The organism is Brevibacillus parabrevis (assembly GCF_003710905.1).
In the GTDB taxonomy this organism is placed as follows: Bacteria; Bacillota; Bacilli; order Brevibacillales; family Brevibacillaceae; genus Brevibacillus; species Brevibacillus parabrevis.
The window spans coordinates 192,602-211,111 of record NZ_RHHV01000019.1; the positions used below are offsets into that span (position 1 = coordinate 192,602).

The window sequence follows — 18,510 nt, forward strand, 5'->3', positions numbered from 1 at the left end:
AATAAACCGGCTATTCAACCGGTTTATTTTCTGTTTGAATGTTACGGGATCCTAGTCATCGGAGAAAGTATCAACGACAAGTTCTTTTTTCCGATCAGAGCTGTCAATCGAGTGTCTACTTTTGAAATACTCAGCTCCCGCATAAGTATAGCGGCATTCAGCAAGGCTTTTATCTCGATCATATTTGCTGCCAGAAACTCCAGAGTCGTCTTTCCACATTTCAAGTCTGACTGCAACATAGTTACTATTGTTTGGATTAATGAAGTCTGTTTCGGCTTCTGCCTTATCTTCATCTAAAAGATTCCAATCGACATCCAGTTTGATATCAGCCCGCAAATCTTTATATTGAAGAGTGTCGGTTTGTGTCTCCGCATAAGCAGAATTAGCTGCCGTCAACAAAGCGAGTGTTGCAGCAATACCAAGAAATTTTTTTCCCAAGTTCCTTTCCTCCCAAACTTACTTTGTCTATATACCTTGGCCAAGGGTAATAAGGAGAAAACAACAACAAATTTAGTGGGTTTTTCCTTATCGACTTTTATTATACTTATCATTTTTGTCATTGTTTGTAGAAATATGTAAAATATAGAAATTTATACTTTATTAATTTTTGTATTTTTTTGTAAATCGCATGCATGAGGCACGCTTCCATCTTCTTGCCTTGTTCCATGAAAAAAACCGACGACAGCCGCATTCAAGCGGTCTATCGTCGGTCTTGTCACGTAAAACCTTTACTTTTTCACCGAAGGCATAACCCCGTCAGGAATCGGGCACACATACTCTTTGCCGCCCAGACGCTCCTTCAGCTCCGCTTTTGCCTTCGCGATCAGCTCAGGGTTTTGCAGCATGTCCACCGCCGTAGCAGCCATGACCTTTCCGGCGTGCAGCATGCCTTTGTGTGCCATCGAAGTAGCTCCCAGCGCCACCCATTGCCACGAGTGCAAAGTCGAACCGTTGATAAAGCAAGCAGTCGTACACTGGGCGGTCGGAGTGATCCAGCTTACATCGCCAACGTCTGTCGAGCCGTTCAGCGGAATCGTCCCGCCGTTGTACGGGTTCAGCCATGTCACCATGTCCGGGTCAGGCGTACCCGGCGACTGTCTCTCCGCTGTTGCCTTTTCCTGTTCAGACAGCGTGGCACGCATCGCTTTGGCCAGTTGCAACTCCGCCTCGTCATGCACGGGAACACCCAGCTCCTGGTAGTTTTTGTACATGACCTCTTCCAGCGTCCGGTTTTGCACCAGATTGGAGCAAGCCTTGTCAAACACGATCTCGACTTCCGTTTCGGTCATCATCGCCGCGCCTTTGGCGATTTTGCACACGCGCTCGTAAATTTCTTGCACCTGATCGACTTTTGGCGCACGAACGAGGTAGAGCACCTCTGCGTATGGCTGCACGACGTTTGGCGACAACCCGCCAGAATTGGTGATCGCATAGTGCACACGCGCATCCGTGATGATGTGTTCGCGCAAGTAGTTTACGCCGACGTTCATCAGCTCGACTGCGTCCAGCGCGCTGCGGCCCAGATGCGGACTCGCTGCCGCGTGAGCGCTTTTGCCTTTGAACTTGAAATACACCTGGTAGTTCGCCAGCGACTCGACTGCCATGATGCTGTTGTAGCCCATCGGATGCCAGCAAAGGGCGAAGTCCACGTCGTCAAACAGCCCGGCTCTCGCCATGAACGACTTCCCGGATCCGCCCTCTTCCCCTGGGCACCCGTAGTAACGAACCGTACCTGGCAAATTGTTTTCTTCCATATACTGCTTCACGGCTACTGCTGCCGCAAGCGAAGCGGTTCCCAGCAGATTGTGTCCGCAGCCGTGTCCGTTTGCCCCCGGCACCTCCGGCTCTTCCTTGGCCTGGCCTTTTTTCTGGCTCATTCCCGACAGCGCGTCAAACTCGCCCAGGATCGCCACAACCGGAGTTCCGCTGCCGAAGCTGCCGATGAAGGCCGTCTGAATCCCGCCTACTCCGCGCTCCACCTGGAAGCCTTCTGACTCAAGCGTCTGCGCCAACAGCTCAGCCGATTGGTACTCCTGAAAGCGCGTCTCCGCGAACTCCCAGATGCGGTCGCTCACTTTGATAAAAGAATCCCGTTTACTTTCGATCATTTCTGCAATGCGTTTGGTATCCATCAAGAAACATCCTCTCCAGGTCGTAGTTGATCAAAGCATGAGAGCGATAGAGGGTTTCTTTTACGTAAGAAGCCGTCTTGCAATCCGATTCAGCAGCTCGACGCTGCGCGGCAAAATTTCTTCCTGAATATCGAATTTCGGATGATGGTGCGGAGCCGGAATGTCGGTTCCGATCGCCATGTACGTTCCTTTTCCGCCGCGATCCTGAACGCGCTTGATCATGAAGCTCGCGTCCTCGCTGCCCATCGAGTTGTACTCGCCCATTTTAAAAGAAGTAAAGCCCTCGACTTGCTTGGCTTCCTCCAAAGCCAACACAGCCATTTCCTCGTCGTAGTTGATCGGGATCGCTCCCCCCACTACTTCGATTTTGTGCTCCAGCTCATGCATGGCTGCACTGTGCGCGATAATCGTGCGAACGCGCTGTTCCACCTCGGCGTTGACCTCCTCTGACACCGAACGGGTTTCGACAATCATCTTCGCGTAAGCCGGAATGATATTTGCCGCTGTTCCCCCTTCCAGCACGCCCACATTCACGCGAGTCGCCCCTGTGCTAAAACGCGGAATCGCATGAATGTTGAGCAAAGCTGTAGCCGCGCCGAGCAGCGCATTTTTCCCCTGCTCCGGCGATGCGCCCGCATGGGAAGAAACGCCGTAAAAATGAGCGAGCATTTTGGTCGTAGCCAAAAACCCGTAAGAGCCGCCATGCACTTCGCCAAGCGGGACGTTAACCCCCAGATGGTGGCAGAAAATGTAGTCCACGTCGTCCAGCATCCCTTTTTGCACGATAGAGTACGCGCCACGAACGCCTTCCTCCGCAGGTTGGAAAATCAGCTTCAACGTCCCGGCGAAATCCCCTGCTGCCAGCGCGGATGCTACGCCAAGCCCAATCGTCGTATGCCCGTCATGGGCACATGCGTGCATGTTGCCTTCATAGCGGGAGCGGAAATCGTGCGCTTGCGGAAAATGGTCTGCATCGGTACTCTCCAAAACTGGCAAAGCATCCATGTCGAAGCGAAAAGCCACCGTAGGTCCGGGCTTGCTGCCTTTTTTGACGCCGATCACCGCCGTGTAGCCGCCGCGCATTTTCGCAACGATCTCCGGGTTGGCGCCGTCCCGCAACGCTCTTTCGTATGCGGCTTCCAGCACTTCCTCGGACGGCAATCCCCTGCGGGAATCGCCATCCATCGCGTCTTGTCCGTAAATGACGTCATAACCCATGGAAGTCAACAACTCTACCACTTTGGAAGCGGTGCGAAACTCTGTGAAGCCCACTTCCGGATGCATATGAAAATCTCTTCGAAGGGAAACCAGATCCAACATATCAATTCCTCCTGTTCATTCTGGAGTCATCTCTACTTCATGATCGGATAAACTCCAGGACCGATTGGCAGACCCAAGAAATACCAAACAACTAAGAGCAATGTCCACAAAATAAAGATCGCGATCGGATACGGCATGATCAAGGCGTAATAGGTGCCCAGCTTCGCATCCTTTTTATATTCCTGCAAAAAGCCGAGGAACAGCGGGATAAACGGTGAAACGATCGCAAACGGAATGACCGAAGAGTCGGCAACCCGGAACGCCACCTGCGCGAATGCCGGATGGAAGCCAAGCGCCATGAACATCGGTACAAACACCGGGGCAAGCAACGACCAGATGGCGGAACCGCTGGCGATAAACATGCAGAGAAACGCGGACAAAAACATCAAGCCGATAAACACAGGTGCTCCGCTCATGTTCATTTGCTCCAGCAAATCGGTAATCGAGAGCGCCAGGAAGCTGCCCATGTTGCTCCAGTTGAACATCGCCACGAATTGGGACAGCGGGAAAATCATGATGATGAATCCTGCCATGCCTTTGATTGGGTCAGTCAAGAGAGCCGGGATGTCATTTTGCTTTTTGATCACTCCGACTTTAATTCCGTACGTAATCGCTACGGTGAAGAAAAAGAGCAAAATGATCGGAACAATCCCTGAAATGAATGGAGAAGGTACGACTGTTCCCAGCTTCGGATCACGCAAGAGCGCATTTTCCGGCACGACCAGCACAACCATGACGGCAATGAACGCCAGCGCTGCAATACCAGCGGCACGCAAGCCTTTCTTTTGGATATCGGACAAATCTTCCAGTTTTCTTTCGTTTTTGCCTTCGCTTTTGTAAACACCCAGACGCGGCTCCACAAATTTGTCCGTGATAAAACCAATCGCCGCGGAAAGCAGCAGGACGGACGCGGACATGAAGAACCAGTTGTCGAGCACGCTCACAGTGATGTTCGGATCGACCGACTTGGAAATTTCCGAGCTGATCCCGGACAACAACACGTCTGTCGTCACGATCAGGATATTGGCGGAAAAGCCTGATCCAACACCTGCAATCGCGGCGAGCAACCCTGCCACCGGATGACGTCCGACAGCCAAAAAGATCAACGCGCCAAGCGGCGGCATAATCACGAACGCAGCGTCAGAAGACACGTGGCTGAAAAACGCGATGAAAGCAACGAGATAGCTGGCATAGCGCGCACTGACGCGCAGCGACATTTTGCGAATGACTGCTTCCAGCAGACCGACCTTCTCTGCCAGCCCTACGCCAAGCATCAGCGTCAAGATCGAACCGAGCGGCAAGAACCCGGAGAAGTTTTTAATGATGTTGGGCAAAAGCCACTGCAAGCCTTCCTGGCTGAGCAGATTTTTTACCTGGACTTGCTCATTTTTGATCGGGTCGATTGCTGTGACGTGGAAAATAGACAAAACAGCAGTGATGATCATCAAAGCAGCAATCAAATAAAGGAACAGCATGAACGGGTTCGGCAGCTTGTTTCCCACTCGCTCTACCCATTTCACCAGGCCGATTCCTTGCGAATATTGCTCATTCCGATCGATTTGTACGTTGTTTGCACTCATTGAGCATTCCCCCTAGGCCGTTTCTTTCTGTTGGTAACCATCATTCTCGTTTGTTTCGTTGGCGAAACAACGACGTTCTGAATGAGTGATCAGTCTGGATGCTGGCATTAAAGTGAAAGCCCTTTCATTTTAATCTCAACGCAATCCATTCATTCAAAAACGCAGTAAAGCTTGTCGTCGTGCCGATACTCCTTTCCTGTTCTTTGTTTCAGTCACCATTCACAATATACGAATACAAAAAGACAATTTCGTTTAATTGAATTATATAACCTGAGTAACTTTTTTTCAATAGAGTTGTTTGACTTCTTGAAAAATAGAAAAGCTTCCATGATTTATCCGGGACTCCAGACCTGACTACATCAGTGCTTTAGACCTAAGTTATTTTTCCTTCCAACGGCACTTCCCACTGGTTTTTTGCCATAAGAAAATGATTTCGTCTGCTTTTTTACATACAAAAAAGCAACCACCCGTTGAGTGGTTGCCTCTTTGCCATGCTTTATTGTTTAGTTCACGCCTACCGCGCTATACGCTGCATTCACAGCAGCTACTTGCGGAGAATTTGCACCGAACAAGTCAGTGGCCGAATGAACAGCAGCTTGGCGCATCGCAGAGAAGTTGGAGTACGGCGTCAGGTAATGAGTCAGCGCGTGGTAGTAGATTTTCGCTGTGTCTTGGCGACCGATCCCGTTCACGGTTACCCCGTGATGCGTGCCCCCTTCTGCCAGCAAATACGCAGCTTTGTTGTTGATTCCGCTGTTGATGTGAACGCCGCCGTTATCCTGGGAGCCGGTATAGCGGTTGCTGTAGTGATCCGGGTCGCCATACTCTGTTGGGTCTTCCAGGGAACGCAGCGCATCTCCATTTGTTCCTGGGGTGTAGATGTCTTCTCCCATCAGCCAATCGTCGTCGTCGATCATCGCACCGAAAATATCGGAGAGGGACTCGTTCAAAGCTCCCGATTCGTATTGGTACACCAGCCCCGCTGTCTTTTCGGTTACAGCGTGGGTCAATTCGTGAGCGACTACATCCAGACCTCCGGACAACGATATGAATGTGCTGCCGTCGCCATCTCCATACACCATTTGCGAGCCATTCCAGAATGCATTGTTGTAATTGTTGCCGTAGTGGACAGTAGAGCGGATCAAGGCGCCTTTGTTGTCATAGCTGTTGCGATTGTGGACGTCTTTGTAGTAGTCGTACACTTGCTGCGCATAGGCGTGCGCATCGACTGCCGCTCCGTCCGTCCAATTGTTGTCGCTGTCTGACATAAGCGTGCCAGGAAGCGTGGAGCGGTTTTTGGCAGTATACGTCTCGATACCTTTTCCGCGCGTCGTGTCTTTCATCACATATTTGCCGCTTTGCAGCGAAGTCTCGAACTGCTTGCTGTCGCCGAGCACGCCTGTTCCGATTCCTGTTGCGTGGTCGATCGTATTGTACTTGTTGATCACGTCTCCGCTATGCGCATCGATGAAATACATCCAACGACCTGGTTCCGGGTCCAGGAAGCTCAGCTCAACCGCATACGCCAGGTAAGCTTCGTTTTCATGTACGTAAATATACAGCTCTGCCTCCGGATCATTTACGAAGTCCGGCTTTTCGCCCACTTCGTCTTCCACATCACTGATCGCTTTCTTCAACGCTTTTTGTGCGTTAAGCTTCGGTTTCTTTGTCAGATCATCATTGTTATCGAGATTGGGAATGAACTGCCCCAGGTAAGACGTGACAGAGCCATCAGCGTCTATGTGAACGGTTTGCTGGAAACCGTAAATCGGAATCCCGTTATAGACCTCCTGCAAACGGTAGTGCTTTGTGTCCGTTTCCTTGTTGCGAACCTCATTCACAATTTGAAAATGATCGGCGACATCTCCTTGAATCTGGAATTGATCTTTGTAATTTTCGAGGTAGGACCAGACGATATCGTCGCCTTTTTCTCCATCCGGTTCCCACTTCTCCCCGATGTACTGCGGTGTTTCCCACTCCTTGCTGTAGTCGATGTCTTTGGATTTGGCCAGCGCCGGAACCGATGCGAAGCCAGACACGCCCACGGCAATACTAAGAGTCAAGCTGGTTGCAACATAAGACTTTTTCATTCTAAAAAACTCCCCCAATCAAAATATTATGAATGTATGAAACATTTTATCTTATTTGCTTTTTCTGGAAAAAATCCCTTTTTTTCTCTTTTCTTTTTTCTCGACAACTTCTTACTTGCTTCTACATGATTTGACGAAACCTCGCAGCCAAAAACGCTGCCCTCCGAACTCTCGCCACGAAATGACACGAAAGTCGCTTCCCATCGACAAAAAAAAACACCCGAAATGTCGGGTGTTGTCTACTTTTTCAGCGTATATATTTTCTTCGGCCTGCCGCGCATAGCCTGTTGCTCCTCGCCTTTGTATTCCGCGAGATCTACTTCGCACAGACTGCCCATGATTCGCTGGGCATTTCGCACCGTCATGGACAAATACGCCGCGATGTCTGTTGTCGTGAATGATTTCCAGCCCATGCGCTGGACAAGCGCCCTCAGCTTGTAATACGTTTTGACGCTGACGTTGGCCTTGTTCAGTTTTTCCAAAAGCTCGCGGTCGTTCGAACGGTAGGCGTACTCCAGCTCCTCCGCTTCGCCCACCGATTCCATCATCACGCCGTTATCCTGCACGACCACAATCCCAAACTGCGGCCGTTCTTTGGCATGCTGGACCGCTTTTCGCGCATTGTTCTCCGCTGAAAAGGCCGTGTCTCCGAAGCCTACGCCGACTGCCACGGGCACGTCCGCTTCCAGCGAGAGCTGCTCTACCGTATGCCGAAGCATCTCAATTTCCCGCTGGATCGCGCCGCGCGAACTGAAAATTTGATAGCGCCCGTTGCCGTTTGCCATCAGGGAGCCATCGAGCCGTTCGCAAAGCAACAGCAAGATTTCCCTGATTTTCAGCTCCAGATGCTGGAGATGGAACCGCGTCTTCGCCCGCTCGGCAATTTTGTCAAACTGCTCCAGCTCAATGATTTCCACGCCGATTTGGGTATGCTTGAAATACGAACTTTTCGCTTTTTCGATGACGATCTTCATCGCCTGGCGAATTTCCATCTTCGTCATCAACACGCGATAGACCGGGATGCCTGCATCGCGCAAAGCCCGTTCGACGGAAAACAAGGTCGTGAAAGCTCCCTGCGTCTTCCCTTCCCGCCACAGCGAGAGGTGGAACTGCGTAATGGCCTCCGGGTCGTAATGCTCGTCGTAGGTCATGACGTGCATTTCTTCCGCGGGAATATCCAGCTCCGACATGGCCTCGCGCAAATACGTCCCTTCCGAATCGATCATATCGACGGAGACACGCTTCACAACCTCGTCATGGTCGATCGACATCTGAATGAAGCAACGGTACAGATTGGAGCCGGTTGGCGGGCAGTAGACGATATTCGCATCCGGGCTCAGCACATTTTTGGCGATCGTAAAAGGAATCGGGCCAGAGAAAAACCATCCGTTAAACTCCGGATTATGCTCCTGCACAATCTGGCTAACTTCTCTCGCATCTTCATAGGTAAAAGGAACAAACTCGATTTCATGCTCAAACTCATTGGCAACAGCCAGTATCCGCTCTACTGAAGGGGGCGGACCCACCACACCGATTTTATACATAAGGGCGTTTACTCCTACCTGGTTTGATAGCTGCTAAAATGATTAATTACCTCATTCTTATCATTTGCCGTGTGCTTTGTCTACTGCTGTCATCATTCTGCCCGCTAAATTAGTTAACTGCCTCATTGCTTGCACGAACATGAGTGTCTTCTACTATTAGCAGCAAATACTTTGTTAATCAGCTAAACGAAAAAATTTTTTACCGGGAAATATAAAAATTACCTTTGCTAAAAAAAACGCCAACAAATATTCTGAATATATGTTTCTATCATTTTCAAGGGGGATTTACATGAAAAAGGGCATTGCGCTTGCAACCTGTCTTACCTTGCTTTTCGGGGTAATCACAGGCTGTTCCAACTCTTCGACGCCTTCCCAGCCTGCGGGCCAAACCTCGCAACCCTCCGCCACACCGACTGAGGCTACAAAGACAGAGCCGATGGTGCTGCGGTGGAGCATCAACAGCGAGCCGCCTTCCATGGACCCTGGCATCGCCGTCGACGCCGACTCTTTCGACATGATTTACGCCGCTTTTGAAGGCTTGACCAGCTACGACCTGAACGGACAGCTGACCAATGCTACGGCGGAGAGCTTTACCAATACACCGGACTATATGAACTACACCTTCAAGATTCGCAAGGACGCCAAATGGAGCAACGGCGATCCGGTCACTGCCCACGATTTCGTGTACGCGATCAAACGCAATCTCGATCCCAAGACGGCATCCGAGTACGCCTATCAGCTTTACTACATTAAAGGAGGAGAGGAATACAATACGGGTAAAGGAAAAGCCGACGACGTAGGTGTAAAAGCGATCGACGATTACACCGTTGAGTTCAACCTGAAATCGCCTACTCCATTTTTCCGTGAGTTGACCTTCTTCCCGACGCTCTTCCCGCTCCATCAAAAAACAGTCGAGAGCAGCCCGAACTGGGCGGCAGAAGCGAAGACGATCGTGGGCAACGGCCCATTCATCATGGATACATGGGAACACAAAAGCAAAATCGTCTTCACCAAAAACCCGAACTACTGGGACAAATCAAACGTGAAGCTGGATCGCCTGGAAATCTCCATGATCGAAGACAACAATACAGCTTTCTCCATGTTTGAAAATGGCGATATCGACTGGGGCGGCTATCCTGCTTCCACGCTGCCGACAGACGCGATCCCTTCCCTGAAGGACGCGGGCAAGCTGATGGTCGCTGACAACCCTGGCACACAGTCTGTCGTCTTCAATACGACCAAGCCGCCTTTCAACAACAAAAAAATCAGACAAGCCTTCGCTTACGCCATCAACCGTCAGGAAATCATCGACAACATCCTGCAAACCGGCGTTCCTGCCGCCTACGGATGGGTGCCGACCTCGATGGGCCTGAAACCGGACGGCTACTTCAAAGAAGACAACGAAAAAGCGAAGCAGCTTCTGGCCGAAGGAATGAAAGAGCTTGGCCTGACAGCCTTCCCGACCGTGACTTACACGTACGACACTACCGACACGAACAAGAAAGTGGCAGAAGCTTTGCAAGACCAGTGGAAAAAAGTGCTCGGCGTAAACGTCAAGCTGTACAACGCAGAGTTGAAAGTATACCGGGACATGCGCTCGCAAGCCAACTTCGACCTGATCCGCTTCCAATGGGGCGCCGATTTCAACGATCCGATCAACTTCCTGGAGATGTTCCGCGACAAAACAGGCGGCAACAACCATCCAGACTGGGAAAACGCCAAGTTCAAGGAGCTGATCGACAAGAGCTACAACGAGCCTGACCTCGACAAGCGCAAGCGAATTTTGCTGGACGCCGAAACGATTTTGATGGACGAAATGCCGCTCGCTCCGCTCAACTTCCGGGGAAGCCCGTATGTGAAGAACGACAAGGTGAAAGATTTCATCATCTTCCCGCTCGGCGGGGCGTACTTCAAGTACACATCCGTCATTAAGTAAGCATGACGCAACATGAGCAACAGGCTGTATCAGTCCTTCGCAGACGGTACAGCCTGTTGCTTTTTTTCGGCACTCTTCCTTACAAAAACTTTTTCATTTCATCAAATGCCAGGTGACAAGCACCAGCCTGACAATGCTGCTCGCCGCCCGTTTCTGCATCTGTCAGTCTTGGCACGATCGTTTGCAAATCGCTGCTGGCCCGTTCATCTTCCTCATAGTAGTCCTGGATAAAACGATTGATTTGCAAATTGAACTGTTCGTTGTCCAAGTACATGTTAAACATGGTATCCCTCCTCTGATCGGTTACAAAGCCCAGCGTATCGGGATTGCCTTGAACGAACCATAAGCAACAATACTTCATTCGTACGAAATCGGACGATCTGCCCCCTGATGGTTCAAAAAGCGACTTTTGAAAGGAGATTGACTGGATGAAGGAAGATGTTCGCGTCTATAAAACCAAAAAAAGCATGGCAAGAGCGCTCGTCAGTCTGCTGCAGGAAAAAGATTTCAGTCAAATTACGATCAAGGATATTTGTACCCGCTCCCTCAGCAGCCAGTCCACTTTTTACAGCCACTACACGGATAAGTACGACCTGCTGGAAAAAATGGTCAAGCACCAGGCCGACTTTTTTCAAAAAGAAATGGCGCAGCGCTTCGTGTCCATCCAGCATGGCAACATGGCAAAAGTGATTGAACTGATCATCGATCTGACCGCGGCGAATAAAACGGAAATGGCCACGCTGTTAAACGTGCATGTTCCCTCCGCTGATTTGAGCAAAGAAGTTGAGCTGATCTTGTACAACGCCTGCTATGCTTACTTGGACAAGGCACTGTCTTCACCAACTGTCTCGGTTGACTATCTGGCCAAGCTCTACGTGGCAAATGCCATGGTGCTTTTAAACTGGACGCTGCAAAATGAAAAAGACATGGGCGCGATTCAATTGGCCAGTACCATGCAACAGTACATTTTTGAATGGGTGCAAAACGGTCATCCGAGTGTCGGGACACATTCATGAGACATTGTGCATTCAGAAAAACCCGGATGCAATCTGCCGCAGAGGCAGTGCAACCGGGTTTCTTTTTTATACAGTCACAGACGATTGTTGCTCTGTGCCGTTGTATACTTTTGTATCCAGCTCTTTGGTCGCCCTGCTCGTCAAAAGACCTGCTGTCATGCTTCCGCTCACGTTGAGCGCTGTGCGTCCCATGTCGATCAAAGGCTCGACAGAAATGAGCAAGCCCACAATCGCTACAGGCAGGTTCAGCGTAGACAGAACAAGCAGTGCGGCAAAAGTAGCTCCGCCCCCTACTCCGGCAACCCCGAAGGAGCTGAGAGCCACGACCACGATCAAGGTCAGGATGAAAGAAGGCGTCAGCGGATCGATACCCGCGATAGGCGCAACCATGATCGCCAGCATGGCTGGGTATGTTCCTGCGCAGCCGTTTTGCCCGATCGACAGACCGAACGAGCCGGCAAAGTTGGCGATTCCTTCAGGTACGCCCAGGTCTTGCGTTTGCGTTTTCACGTTCAGCGGCAATGCCCCTGCACTCGTGCGGGACGTAAAGGCAAAGGTCAGGACAGGGAACGCTTTTTTCACGTAAGTGACCGGATTCAGCCCGGCGAACGCCAGCATCAGCAAGTGCACGATAAACATGAGAATCAGCGCCGCGTACGAAGCGATGACGAATTTTCCAAGCTGCCAGATGGCATTGTAGTCGCTCGTCGCAGTCACCCGCGTCATGATCGCCAGCACACCGTATGGGGTCAGGCGCAAAATCAGCGTCACGACGCGCATGATGATCGCGTGAATCGCATCGACGATTTTGGAGAACAGTTCGGCCTGCTCCGGATTTTTCTTTTTCACACCCAAATAGGCGATGCCGATAATCGCGGCGAAAATAACGACGGCAATCGTCGAAGTCGCTCTGTCACCTGTCAAGTCCAGAAACGGATTGGCCGGGAGCAGCTCCAAAATTTTCGCGGGCAACGTCATGTTCTGGATGTCGCCAAGGCGTTGCTCTACTTGCTCGATGCGGGCGGATTCCGCATCTCCTTGCTGGAACTGCGCTCCGTCCAGATTGAAGGCAAAAGTGGAGGCAATCCCGATCGCTGCGGCAATCGCGGTAGTGCCTACCAGCAGCCCGATGATCAGCGAGCTGATTTTGCCGATGTTGTTGGACAATTTCATTTTCGTAAACGCAGCCAGGATCGAGATGAACACCAGCGGCATGACGATCATTTGCAGCAGCTTCACGTAGCCTTTTCCTACGATATTGAACCAGTCAATCGAGTCTTTCAAAATGTCCGATTTGACTCCGTAAGCAAATTGCAGCACAAGACCGAAGACAATCCCGAGCCCCAGACCGACAAATACCCTTTTGGAAAAAGAAATATGTTTCTTTTGCAAAGCGTACAAACCGCCAATGAATAAAAGCATAAGGACAATGTTGACAATCGTAAGTATCGTTGACATGTTTTCCCCTCCTGTTGCATCAAATACTCTCTCTGTCATAAGTATCGGCCTAGATATAGTTATATTACCAACAATCCCTACTGGTCAAGTAAGATTTTCGCAAAAACTGCCCAAATGTACACTTTCGTTCGTGCCGCTGATTTTGATTGTGCCCACGAAAAAAAGGAACCGCCACAGGGACGATTCCTTCCTGCTTTTATGCTACTTCGCCTGTTTGCTGAGCAAGTTCCACAGCCAGGTGAGGACGACCGCCCCGATGACCCCGGCAATGACGTTGAAGCCAGCCCACAGCCACAGCCAATCTCCCAACACCAAATCCCCAAGCCAGCTGCCCAGAAGCGCAGCGATGAGCGAAGCCCACCAGCTTGTTCCTGCCGCTTTACCTGTCATGATACTGTTCATTGCCCACCAGACAACGACACCGACGACAGCCCATACGAACCAGAACATTCGCACACACTTCCTTTCGCATGATGGTAACGCTTGCATAAGGGCTCTAAAAATGAAGAATATCTACTATAATCCTATGAAGGAAAAACGAAAATGTGCCTGACCACTTTTCTTTTCCCAAACAAAAAAACAATCAGCCCCCACGTTGCCCTGTGGTGCGACTGACTGTTCTTTTACAGAAATCCCATGTATTTAATTGGTGTACAGCTCTGCGCGGCGGTTTGCTACACTCGGCAGCTTCCCTCGCACGCGTTGAATCCGATCCAGATCCAATTCTGTGATCAACAAAGTTTCTTCTTCTCCGGCGCTGGCGATGACCACTCCCATCGGATCGACGAACATGCTGCGTCCCGCGAAGATGTTGCCTACCTGGTCGGCTGCGCATATGAACATCGTGTTTTCGATCGCCCGCGCACGCACCAGCGTCTCCCAATGATCCTCCTTCATCGCACCCGCTACCCAGCCAGCCGGCACAAACAAAATATCGGCTCCCTGCAAGGCAAACTGGCGGGCGATCTCCGGAAAGCGCACCTCGTAGCATACCATCAGCCCGATTTTGCCAAACTCCGTCTCCACCACCTGATACGGATTGTCGCCCGGCGCGATAAAATCGGATTCGATATAGGAAAATGCGTCGTACAGATGCGTCTTGCGATACGCGTGAATCAGCTCGCCCTCGCGATTGAGGAAGACTGTCGTGTTGTAAGCGCGATTTTCGTCGCCCTCGATCGATTCGAACACACCGCACACGACGTAAATCCCGTGCTGTCTCGCTGCTGCTGAAAGTCCAGAAACGAACGGTCCGTCCAGCTTCTCCGCCACCTCGGCTGGCGTCACACCCGACTTGGGCGTCGCTGGAGCGCTGTACATCTCAGGCAAAATGACAAAGTCAGCCCCCGCTTTTTTGGCCTTCTCGATATACTCTTGTGCTTTTTGCAGATTGGCCGCTTTGTCCATCGTCGCGGTAAGCTGTGCTATGGCTACTTTCATCGGTATCGTATCCCCCTGTCTCATCCCGTTCTTCTACTGCTAGTATAACGGATATTCGCCCAGTTCCAAGCAATAATGCTTTACCGACTGTCTTCCTTGTATATAATGGACTTGTCATCTTTTGTACACCCCAGCCACCAGGAGAGGTGAGTCTTATGTCCATCCGCGTCAAGCTGCTGCTCTCCTACACGGGGATGCTGGTCATCAGTTTGCTCATGTTTTTTCTCGCAGCCAGCCTGTTTACGATTGCAGCGACAGGCGACATTCACAGCTTTCGCGATTTTTATAAAGTGCACTATCAGCTCAACCCGCTCACCGAACAAGAGGAGTCGATTTTTCTCGAACTGAAATACTTCGCCAAAAACGAGCCGGATAAGCTGCTCGACAAGTCGTTGCTGCAAGACTACGACTTCAAGCTCAAAACGGTACGCGCTGGCCTGTATGTGCGCAGGGAGAGCAACCAAGTGTTCGAATCGCTCACGTTCAACCAGCCGGAGCTGGAAAAAAGCCTGCCTCCCTACGACCTGAACAACAGCCAGATTCGCAACACGTTCAACATCGGGGAGCGCTTTTACGCCTACGCCAAGTTCGATTTTCTCTACTCGGACGGGGCAAAAGGCAGCGTGTTCGTCATTCGCGAGCGCAGCCCGTTCAGCGAAGTAACCCGCAGGCTGCTGCCGATTCTCGTCTGTCTGCTGCTCGGAGTGCTCATCGTCGCCAACGTGCTGCTGTACCGCTGGATTACCCGCAGCGTCGTCAAGCCGCTGGACAGACTTCGCCACTCTGCGGAGAACATCAAGGAAGGCAATCTCGACTTCGCCCTCCCGGAGAGCAGCAAGGACGAAATCGGTCAGTTGAACGAAGCGTTCGAGAACATGCGCAGACGGTTGCAAGAGTCCGTACAGCTTCGCTTGCAGGATGAGGAGAGCCGCAAAGAGCTGATCTCCAACATCTCGCACGACCTGCGAACGCCGATTACAAACATCAAAGGCTACATCGAGGGCATTCGGGACGGCGTCGCAGATACGCCGGAAAAAATGGATAAGTACGTCAACATCATTTACGCCAAAGCAGTCGATCTCGACAAGCTCGTAGACGAGCTGTTCCTCTACTCCAAGCTCGATCTGAAACAGGTGCCGTTTACGTTTGAGCCTGTTGATATTACCAGCTTCCTGGACGACTGCATCGACGAGCTGCACTACGACCTGGAGGAGAAAGGCATCCGCCTGCAATGGGAACAGCGCCCGCAGGAAAGCGTCGCGGTTATCGCCGATCTGGAAAAAATCAAGCGAACCGTGCTCAACATCATCGAAAACGCCCAGAAGTTCATGGACAAACCGGATAAACACATTCTCGTCTCGGTAATGGCTGACCCAAAGTGGGCGACCGTTGAAATCAAAGACAACGGAATCGGCATTCCCGAAGAAGCCATTCCTCACCTTTTCGAACGGTTTTACCGAGCCGAGCAATCGCGCAATTCCTCGACGGGCGGCAGCGGCCTCGGTCTTTCCATCGCGCGCCAGATCATCGAAGGACACGGCGGCGAGATTTGGGTGAAAAGCAAGCAAGGCAGCGGCACGAGCCTGTTTTTCAGCTTGCCGCGAATGAATCAGCAAGGAGGAGCCGACACATATGACGACGCGCATCCTCATCATTGAAGATGAGACGACAATCGCCCAGTTGGAACGCGATTATTTTGAACTGAACGGGTTTCAGGTCGACTTGTGCCACACCGGAAACGAAGGCTTGCAGCTCGCCTTGCACGACGACTACAGCCTGATTATCGTCGATTTGCAGTTGCCCGGCATGGACGGCTTCGAACTGTGCAGCCGAATCAGACAGGCGAAAGAAGTGCCGATTTTGATCGTCTCTGCCAAAAAAGAAGAAATCGATAAAATCCGCGCTTTCAACCTCGGAGCCGACGATTACATCACCAAGCCATTCAGTCCAAGCGAGCTGGTGGCCCGCGCCAAAGCTCACCTGACGCGCTACGAACGGCTGACATCCCACAAGGAGCCTGCAGCCAAGTCCGAGATTCACATCCGCGGGCTGGTCATCGACAAAGCTTCGCGCCGGGTGTTCGTGCGCAACGAAGAAGTCATTTTTACTACACGAGAGTTTAATTTGCTTGAATTTTTGACTACGCATCCGAACCGGGTGTTCAGCAAAAACGAGCTGTTTGAACGCATATGGGGGATGGATTCCAGCGGAGATATCGCAACCGTCACCGTGCATATTCGCAAGCTGCGGGAAAAAATCGAGGTCGATCCGTCCAATCCGCAATATATCGAAACCGTCTGGGGTGCCGGGTACCGTTTTACCGTCTGAGCATTTCAGGCGGTTTTTTTATCTTTTTTTAAGAACCTTTTTAGAAACTGTTAATCTCGCGTTTCTCGGGAGTTTAGACCCCTCGTCTATCATACAGGTAAGCCAAACAGAAACACCTAACCTGATCTTGACCGAGGAGGACTATACATGAAAAAGGTATCCAATAAACTGGCAGCTGTGCTGCTCGCTACTACTCTCGGAGCGACATCCCTTCCCTTCGCCGCTTTGCATGCACAGGCAGCAGCCGCTCCGCTCAGCGCCGGGGAAATCCAGCAAGCCGTCAGCAAAATGACCCAGCTTCGCGTCATGCAAGGCTATCAAGACCGCTCGATGGGCATCCACCAGCAAGTCACCCGCGCCGAGCTGGCGAAAATGATCGCACTCACATTCGGCTTGCAAGGCAAGGCAGAGCAAACCGTCAGCTTTTCCGATGTGAACCCGGGCGCATGGTATTACAACTACGCTGCCGCACTGGTTGGCAAAGAAATCATGCAGGCGAAAGACGGACGTTTTGACCCACAAGGAACGGTGACAAGCGCCGAACTGGTCGAGATCGTCTCCAAGGCGCTCGGACGCGATACGAAATCCGTTCAACATTGGGCAGAACGCCTCTCCTCCACCAACGGAAGCGTCACCCGCGGCGAAGTTGCCTTCCTTTTGCAAACCGCTCACAAAGCGATCCCTTCCGCCAATGCGAAAGTGACCAGCGTACGCGCGCTGAATGCCATCACCCTGATCGTCACCTTTGACGCGCCACTGACGGCGCAGGATGAAGTATTCGCAAAAGCCAAGGAAGACTTTGCTTTCAACGACGGTCTGACCTTGACCAACATGCCGCGTCTGAAAACTGGCTCTGTCGCAACCTATATCGTGCCGACTTCCGTACAAAAGCCTGGGACAGTTTACACGTTGACCTACAAAGGGAACAAGGCAGGAACTTTTGCTGGCAACGCAACGAAGCTTGACATGACCCAGGCAAGACAGGTGACAAACGACACATTTGAAGTCGAAGCACTGAAAGCAAACGGGGTCGTCGACTACGGATACATCATCTCCGCTTACAGTGCAGGACGTGGCGCAAACGCCTTTGTGCTTGACGACAGCAACAGCGCAGACGGCAAAACGTATCAAGTCATTTCGTCCATGCAGGCAAGACAAGTGACGATTACCCCTGCTGGCGGCGAGCCGATTATCGCGAAATACGTGCCATTCACACAATCGACTGACGGAGTCCAGGAGCCAAAATTCCGTCTGCCGGAAGGTCAAGTATTGAAACCGGGCGTCACGTACACCGTCACATCTGACTGGGCCAATATCGCCAACCCGACTTTTGTCGCCCAGGAAGTCGCTCCGCTTGCGTTGAGCGAAGCAGAAGCGCTCAGTGACACATCGATTTCCGTTACCTTGACTGCCGATCCAAAAGACGAGCTGTTCTCCGGCCGCAGTGTAGAACTGACTTCGGCAGATGGCGAAAAGCTGCTCGCCACCTACAAATATTCCAGCCGCAAAGGGGCAACAGGCGTGTTTGACCTTCAGCAAGATGGTAAACTGAAAGCAGACACAACCTATACGGTAACACCTGTCGGCGATTGGGCTGGCAAATCCCAGGCCAAGCTGACAGTCGAATAAGCCGCTGGATATGCTGGCAATGAAAACGAAAGAAAGG

At 51.4% G+C, this 18,510-nt stretch carries 14 protein-coding genes and 1 pseudogene; 5 read left to right on the forward strand and 10 right to left on the reverse strand.

Features of this window, described 5'->3' with window-relative positions; all coding sequences use genetic code 11:
- Window positions 1-51: 51 nt before the first annotated feature.
- The 6 genes from EDM60_RS24590 to EDM60_RS24615 form a co-directional block, all read right to left on the reverse strand.
- Window positions 52-438, reverse strand: coding sequence for a hypothetical protein (locus EDM60_RS24590; protein ID WP_026558213.1), 387 nt, complete (start codon window positions 436-438; stop codon window positions 52-54).
- Window positions 439-728: 290 nt separating this feature from the next.
- Window positions 729-2,132 (reverse strand): M20 family metallopeptidase, encoded by a 1,404-nt coding sequence (locus EDM60_RS24595; protein WP_122966289.1) that lies wholly within the window; start codon window positions 2,130-2,132, stop codon window positions 729-731.
- Window positions 2,133-2,192: 60 nt separating this feature from the next.
- Window positions 2,193-3,452 (reverse strand): amidohydrolase, encoded by a 1,260-nt coding sequence (locus tag EDM60_RS24600; RefSeq protein WP_122966290.1) that lies wholly within the window; start codon window positions 3,450-3,452, stop codon window positions 2,193-2,195.
- Window positions 3,453-3,484: 32 nt separating this feature from the next.
- On the reverse strand, window positions 3,485-5,032 hold the full coding sequence (locus tag EDM60_RS24605; protein ID WP_122966291.1) for an AbgT family transporter: 1,548 nt from the start codon (window positions 5,030-5,032) through the stop codon (window positions 3,485-3,487).
- Between the two features lie 503 nt (window positions 5,033-5,535).
- Window positions 5,536-7,122 carry a M4 family metallopeptidase gene (locus tag EDM60_RS24610; RefSeq protein ID WP_122966292.1) on the reverse strand — a complete coding sequence of 529 codons (1,587 nt, stop codon included), beginning with the start codon at window positions 7,120-7,122 and terminating at the stop codon, window positions 5,536-5,538.
- A gap of 239 nt (window positions 7,123-7,361) precedes the next feature.
- The gene (locus EDM60_RS24615) at window positions 7,362-8,666 is read right to left on the reverse strand and encodes a hypothetical protein (RefSeq protein ID WP_122966293.1); all 1,305 of its coding nucleotides are present in this window, start codon (window positions 8,664-8,666) and stop codon (window positions 7,362-7,364) included.
- Window positions 8,667-8,955: 289 nt separating this feature from the next.
- Here EDM60_RS24615 and EDM60_RS24620 point away from each other — a divergent pair, with 289 nt between their 5' ends.
- The gene (locus EDM60_RS24620; RefSeq protein WP_122966294.1) at window positions 8,956-10,602 is read left to right on the forward strand and encodes a peptide ABC transporter substrate-binding protein; all 1,647 of its coding nucleotides are present in this window, start codon (window positions 8,956-8,958) and stop codon (window positions 10,600-10,602) included.
- 148 nt (window positions 10,603-10,750) lie between these two features.
- Here the strand turns inward: EDM60_RS24620 and EDM60_RS24625 are convergent.
- A pseudogene (locus tag EDM60_RS24625) lies at window positions 10,751-10,885 on the reverse strand (alpha/beta hydrolase); the annotation flags it as partial.
- A 145-nt stretch (window positions 10,886-11,030) separates the two neighbouring features.
- Here EDM60_RS24625 and EDM60_RS24630 point away from each other — a divergent pair.
- A complete protein-coding gene (locus tag EDM60_RS24630; protein WP_122966295.1) occupies window positions 11,031-11,618 on the forward strand; it encodes a TetR/AcrR family transcriptional regulator in 588 nt (195 codons plus the stop codon).
- A gap of 66 nt (window positions 11,619-11,684) precedes the next feature.
- Here the strand turns inward: EDM60_RS24630 and EDM60_RS24635 are convergent, their stop codons facing one another.
- The 3 genes from EDM60_RS24635 to EDM60_RS24645 all read right to left on the reverse strand — a co-directional run bounded on the left by EDM60_RS24635 (window position 11,685) and on the right by EDM60_RS24645 (window position 14,516).
- Window positions 11,685-13,076 (reverse strand): L-cystine transporter, encoded by a 1,392-nt coding sequence (locus tag EDM60_RS24635; RefSeq protein ID WP_122966296.1) that lies wholly within the window; start codon window positions 13,074-13,076, stop codon window positions 11,685-11,687.
- A gap of 201 nt (window positions 13,077-13,277) precedes the next feature.
- The gene (locus EDM60_RS24640; RefSeq protein ID WP_122966297.1) at window positions 13,278-13,526 is read right to left on the reverse strand and encodes a hypothetical protein; all 249 of its coding nucleotides are present in this window, start codon (window positions 13,524-13,526) and stop codon (window positions 13,278-13,280) included.
- A gap of 192 nt (window positions 13,527-13,718) precedes the next feature.
- On the reverse strand, window positions 13,719-14,516 hold the full coding sequence (locus tag EDM60_RS24645; protein ID WP_122966298.1) for a carbon-nitrogen hydrolase family protein: 798 nt from the start codon (window positions 14,514-14,516) through the stop codon (window positions 13,719-13,721).
- A gap of 155 nt (window positions 14,517-14,671) precedes the next feature.
- Here EDM60_RS24645 and EDM60_RS24650 point away from each other — a divergent pair, with 155 nt between their 5' ends.
- The 3 genes from EDM60_RS24650 to EDM60_RS24660 all read left to right on the forward strand — a co-directional run bounded on the left by EDM60_RS24650 (window position 14,672) and on the right by EDM60_RS24660 (window position 18,473).
- On the forward strand, window positions 14,672-16,174 hold the full coding sequence (locus EDM60_RS24650; protein WP_122966299.1) for a sensor histidine kinase: 1,503 nt from the start codon (window positions 14,672-14,674) through the stop codon (window positions 16,172-16,174).
- Window positions 16,149-16,844 (forward strand): response regulator transcription factor, encoded by a 696-nt coding sequence (locus tag EDM60_RS24655; protein ID WP_122966300.1) that lies wholly within the window; start codon window positions 16,149-16,151, stop codon window positions 16,842-16,844. The genes EDM60_RS24650 and EDM60_RS24655 overlap by 26 nt, the downstream gene beginning before the upstream one ends.
- A 147-nt stretch (window positions 16,845-16,991) precedes the next feature.
- Entirely contained in the window at window positions 16,992-18,473 is a 1,482-nt protein-coding gene (locus tag EDM60_RS24660; RefSeq protein ID WP_122966301.1) for an S-layer homology domain-containing protein, read from the forward strand.
- Window positions 18,474-18,510 lie beyond the last annotated feature (37 nt).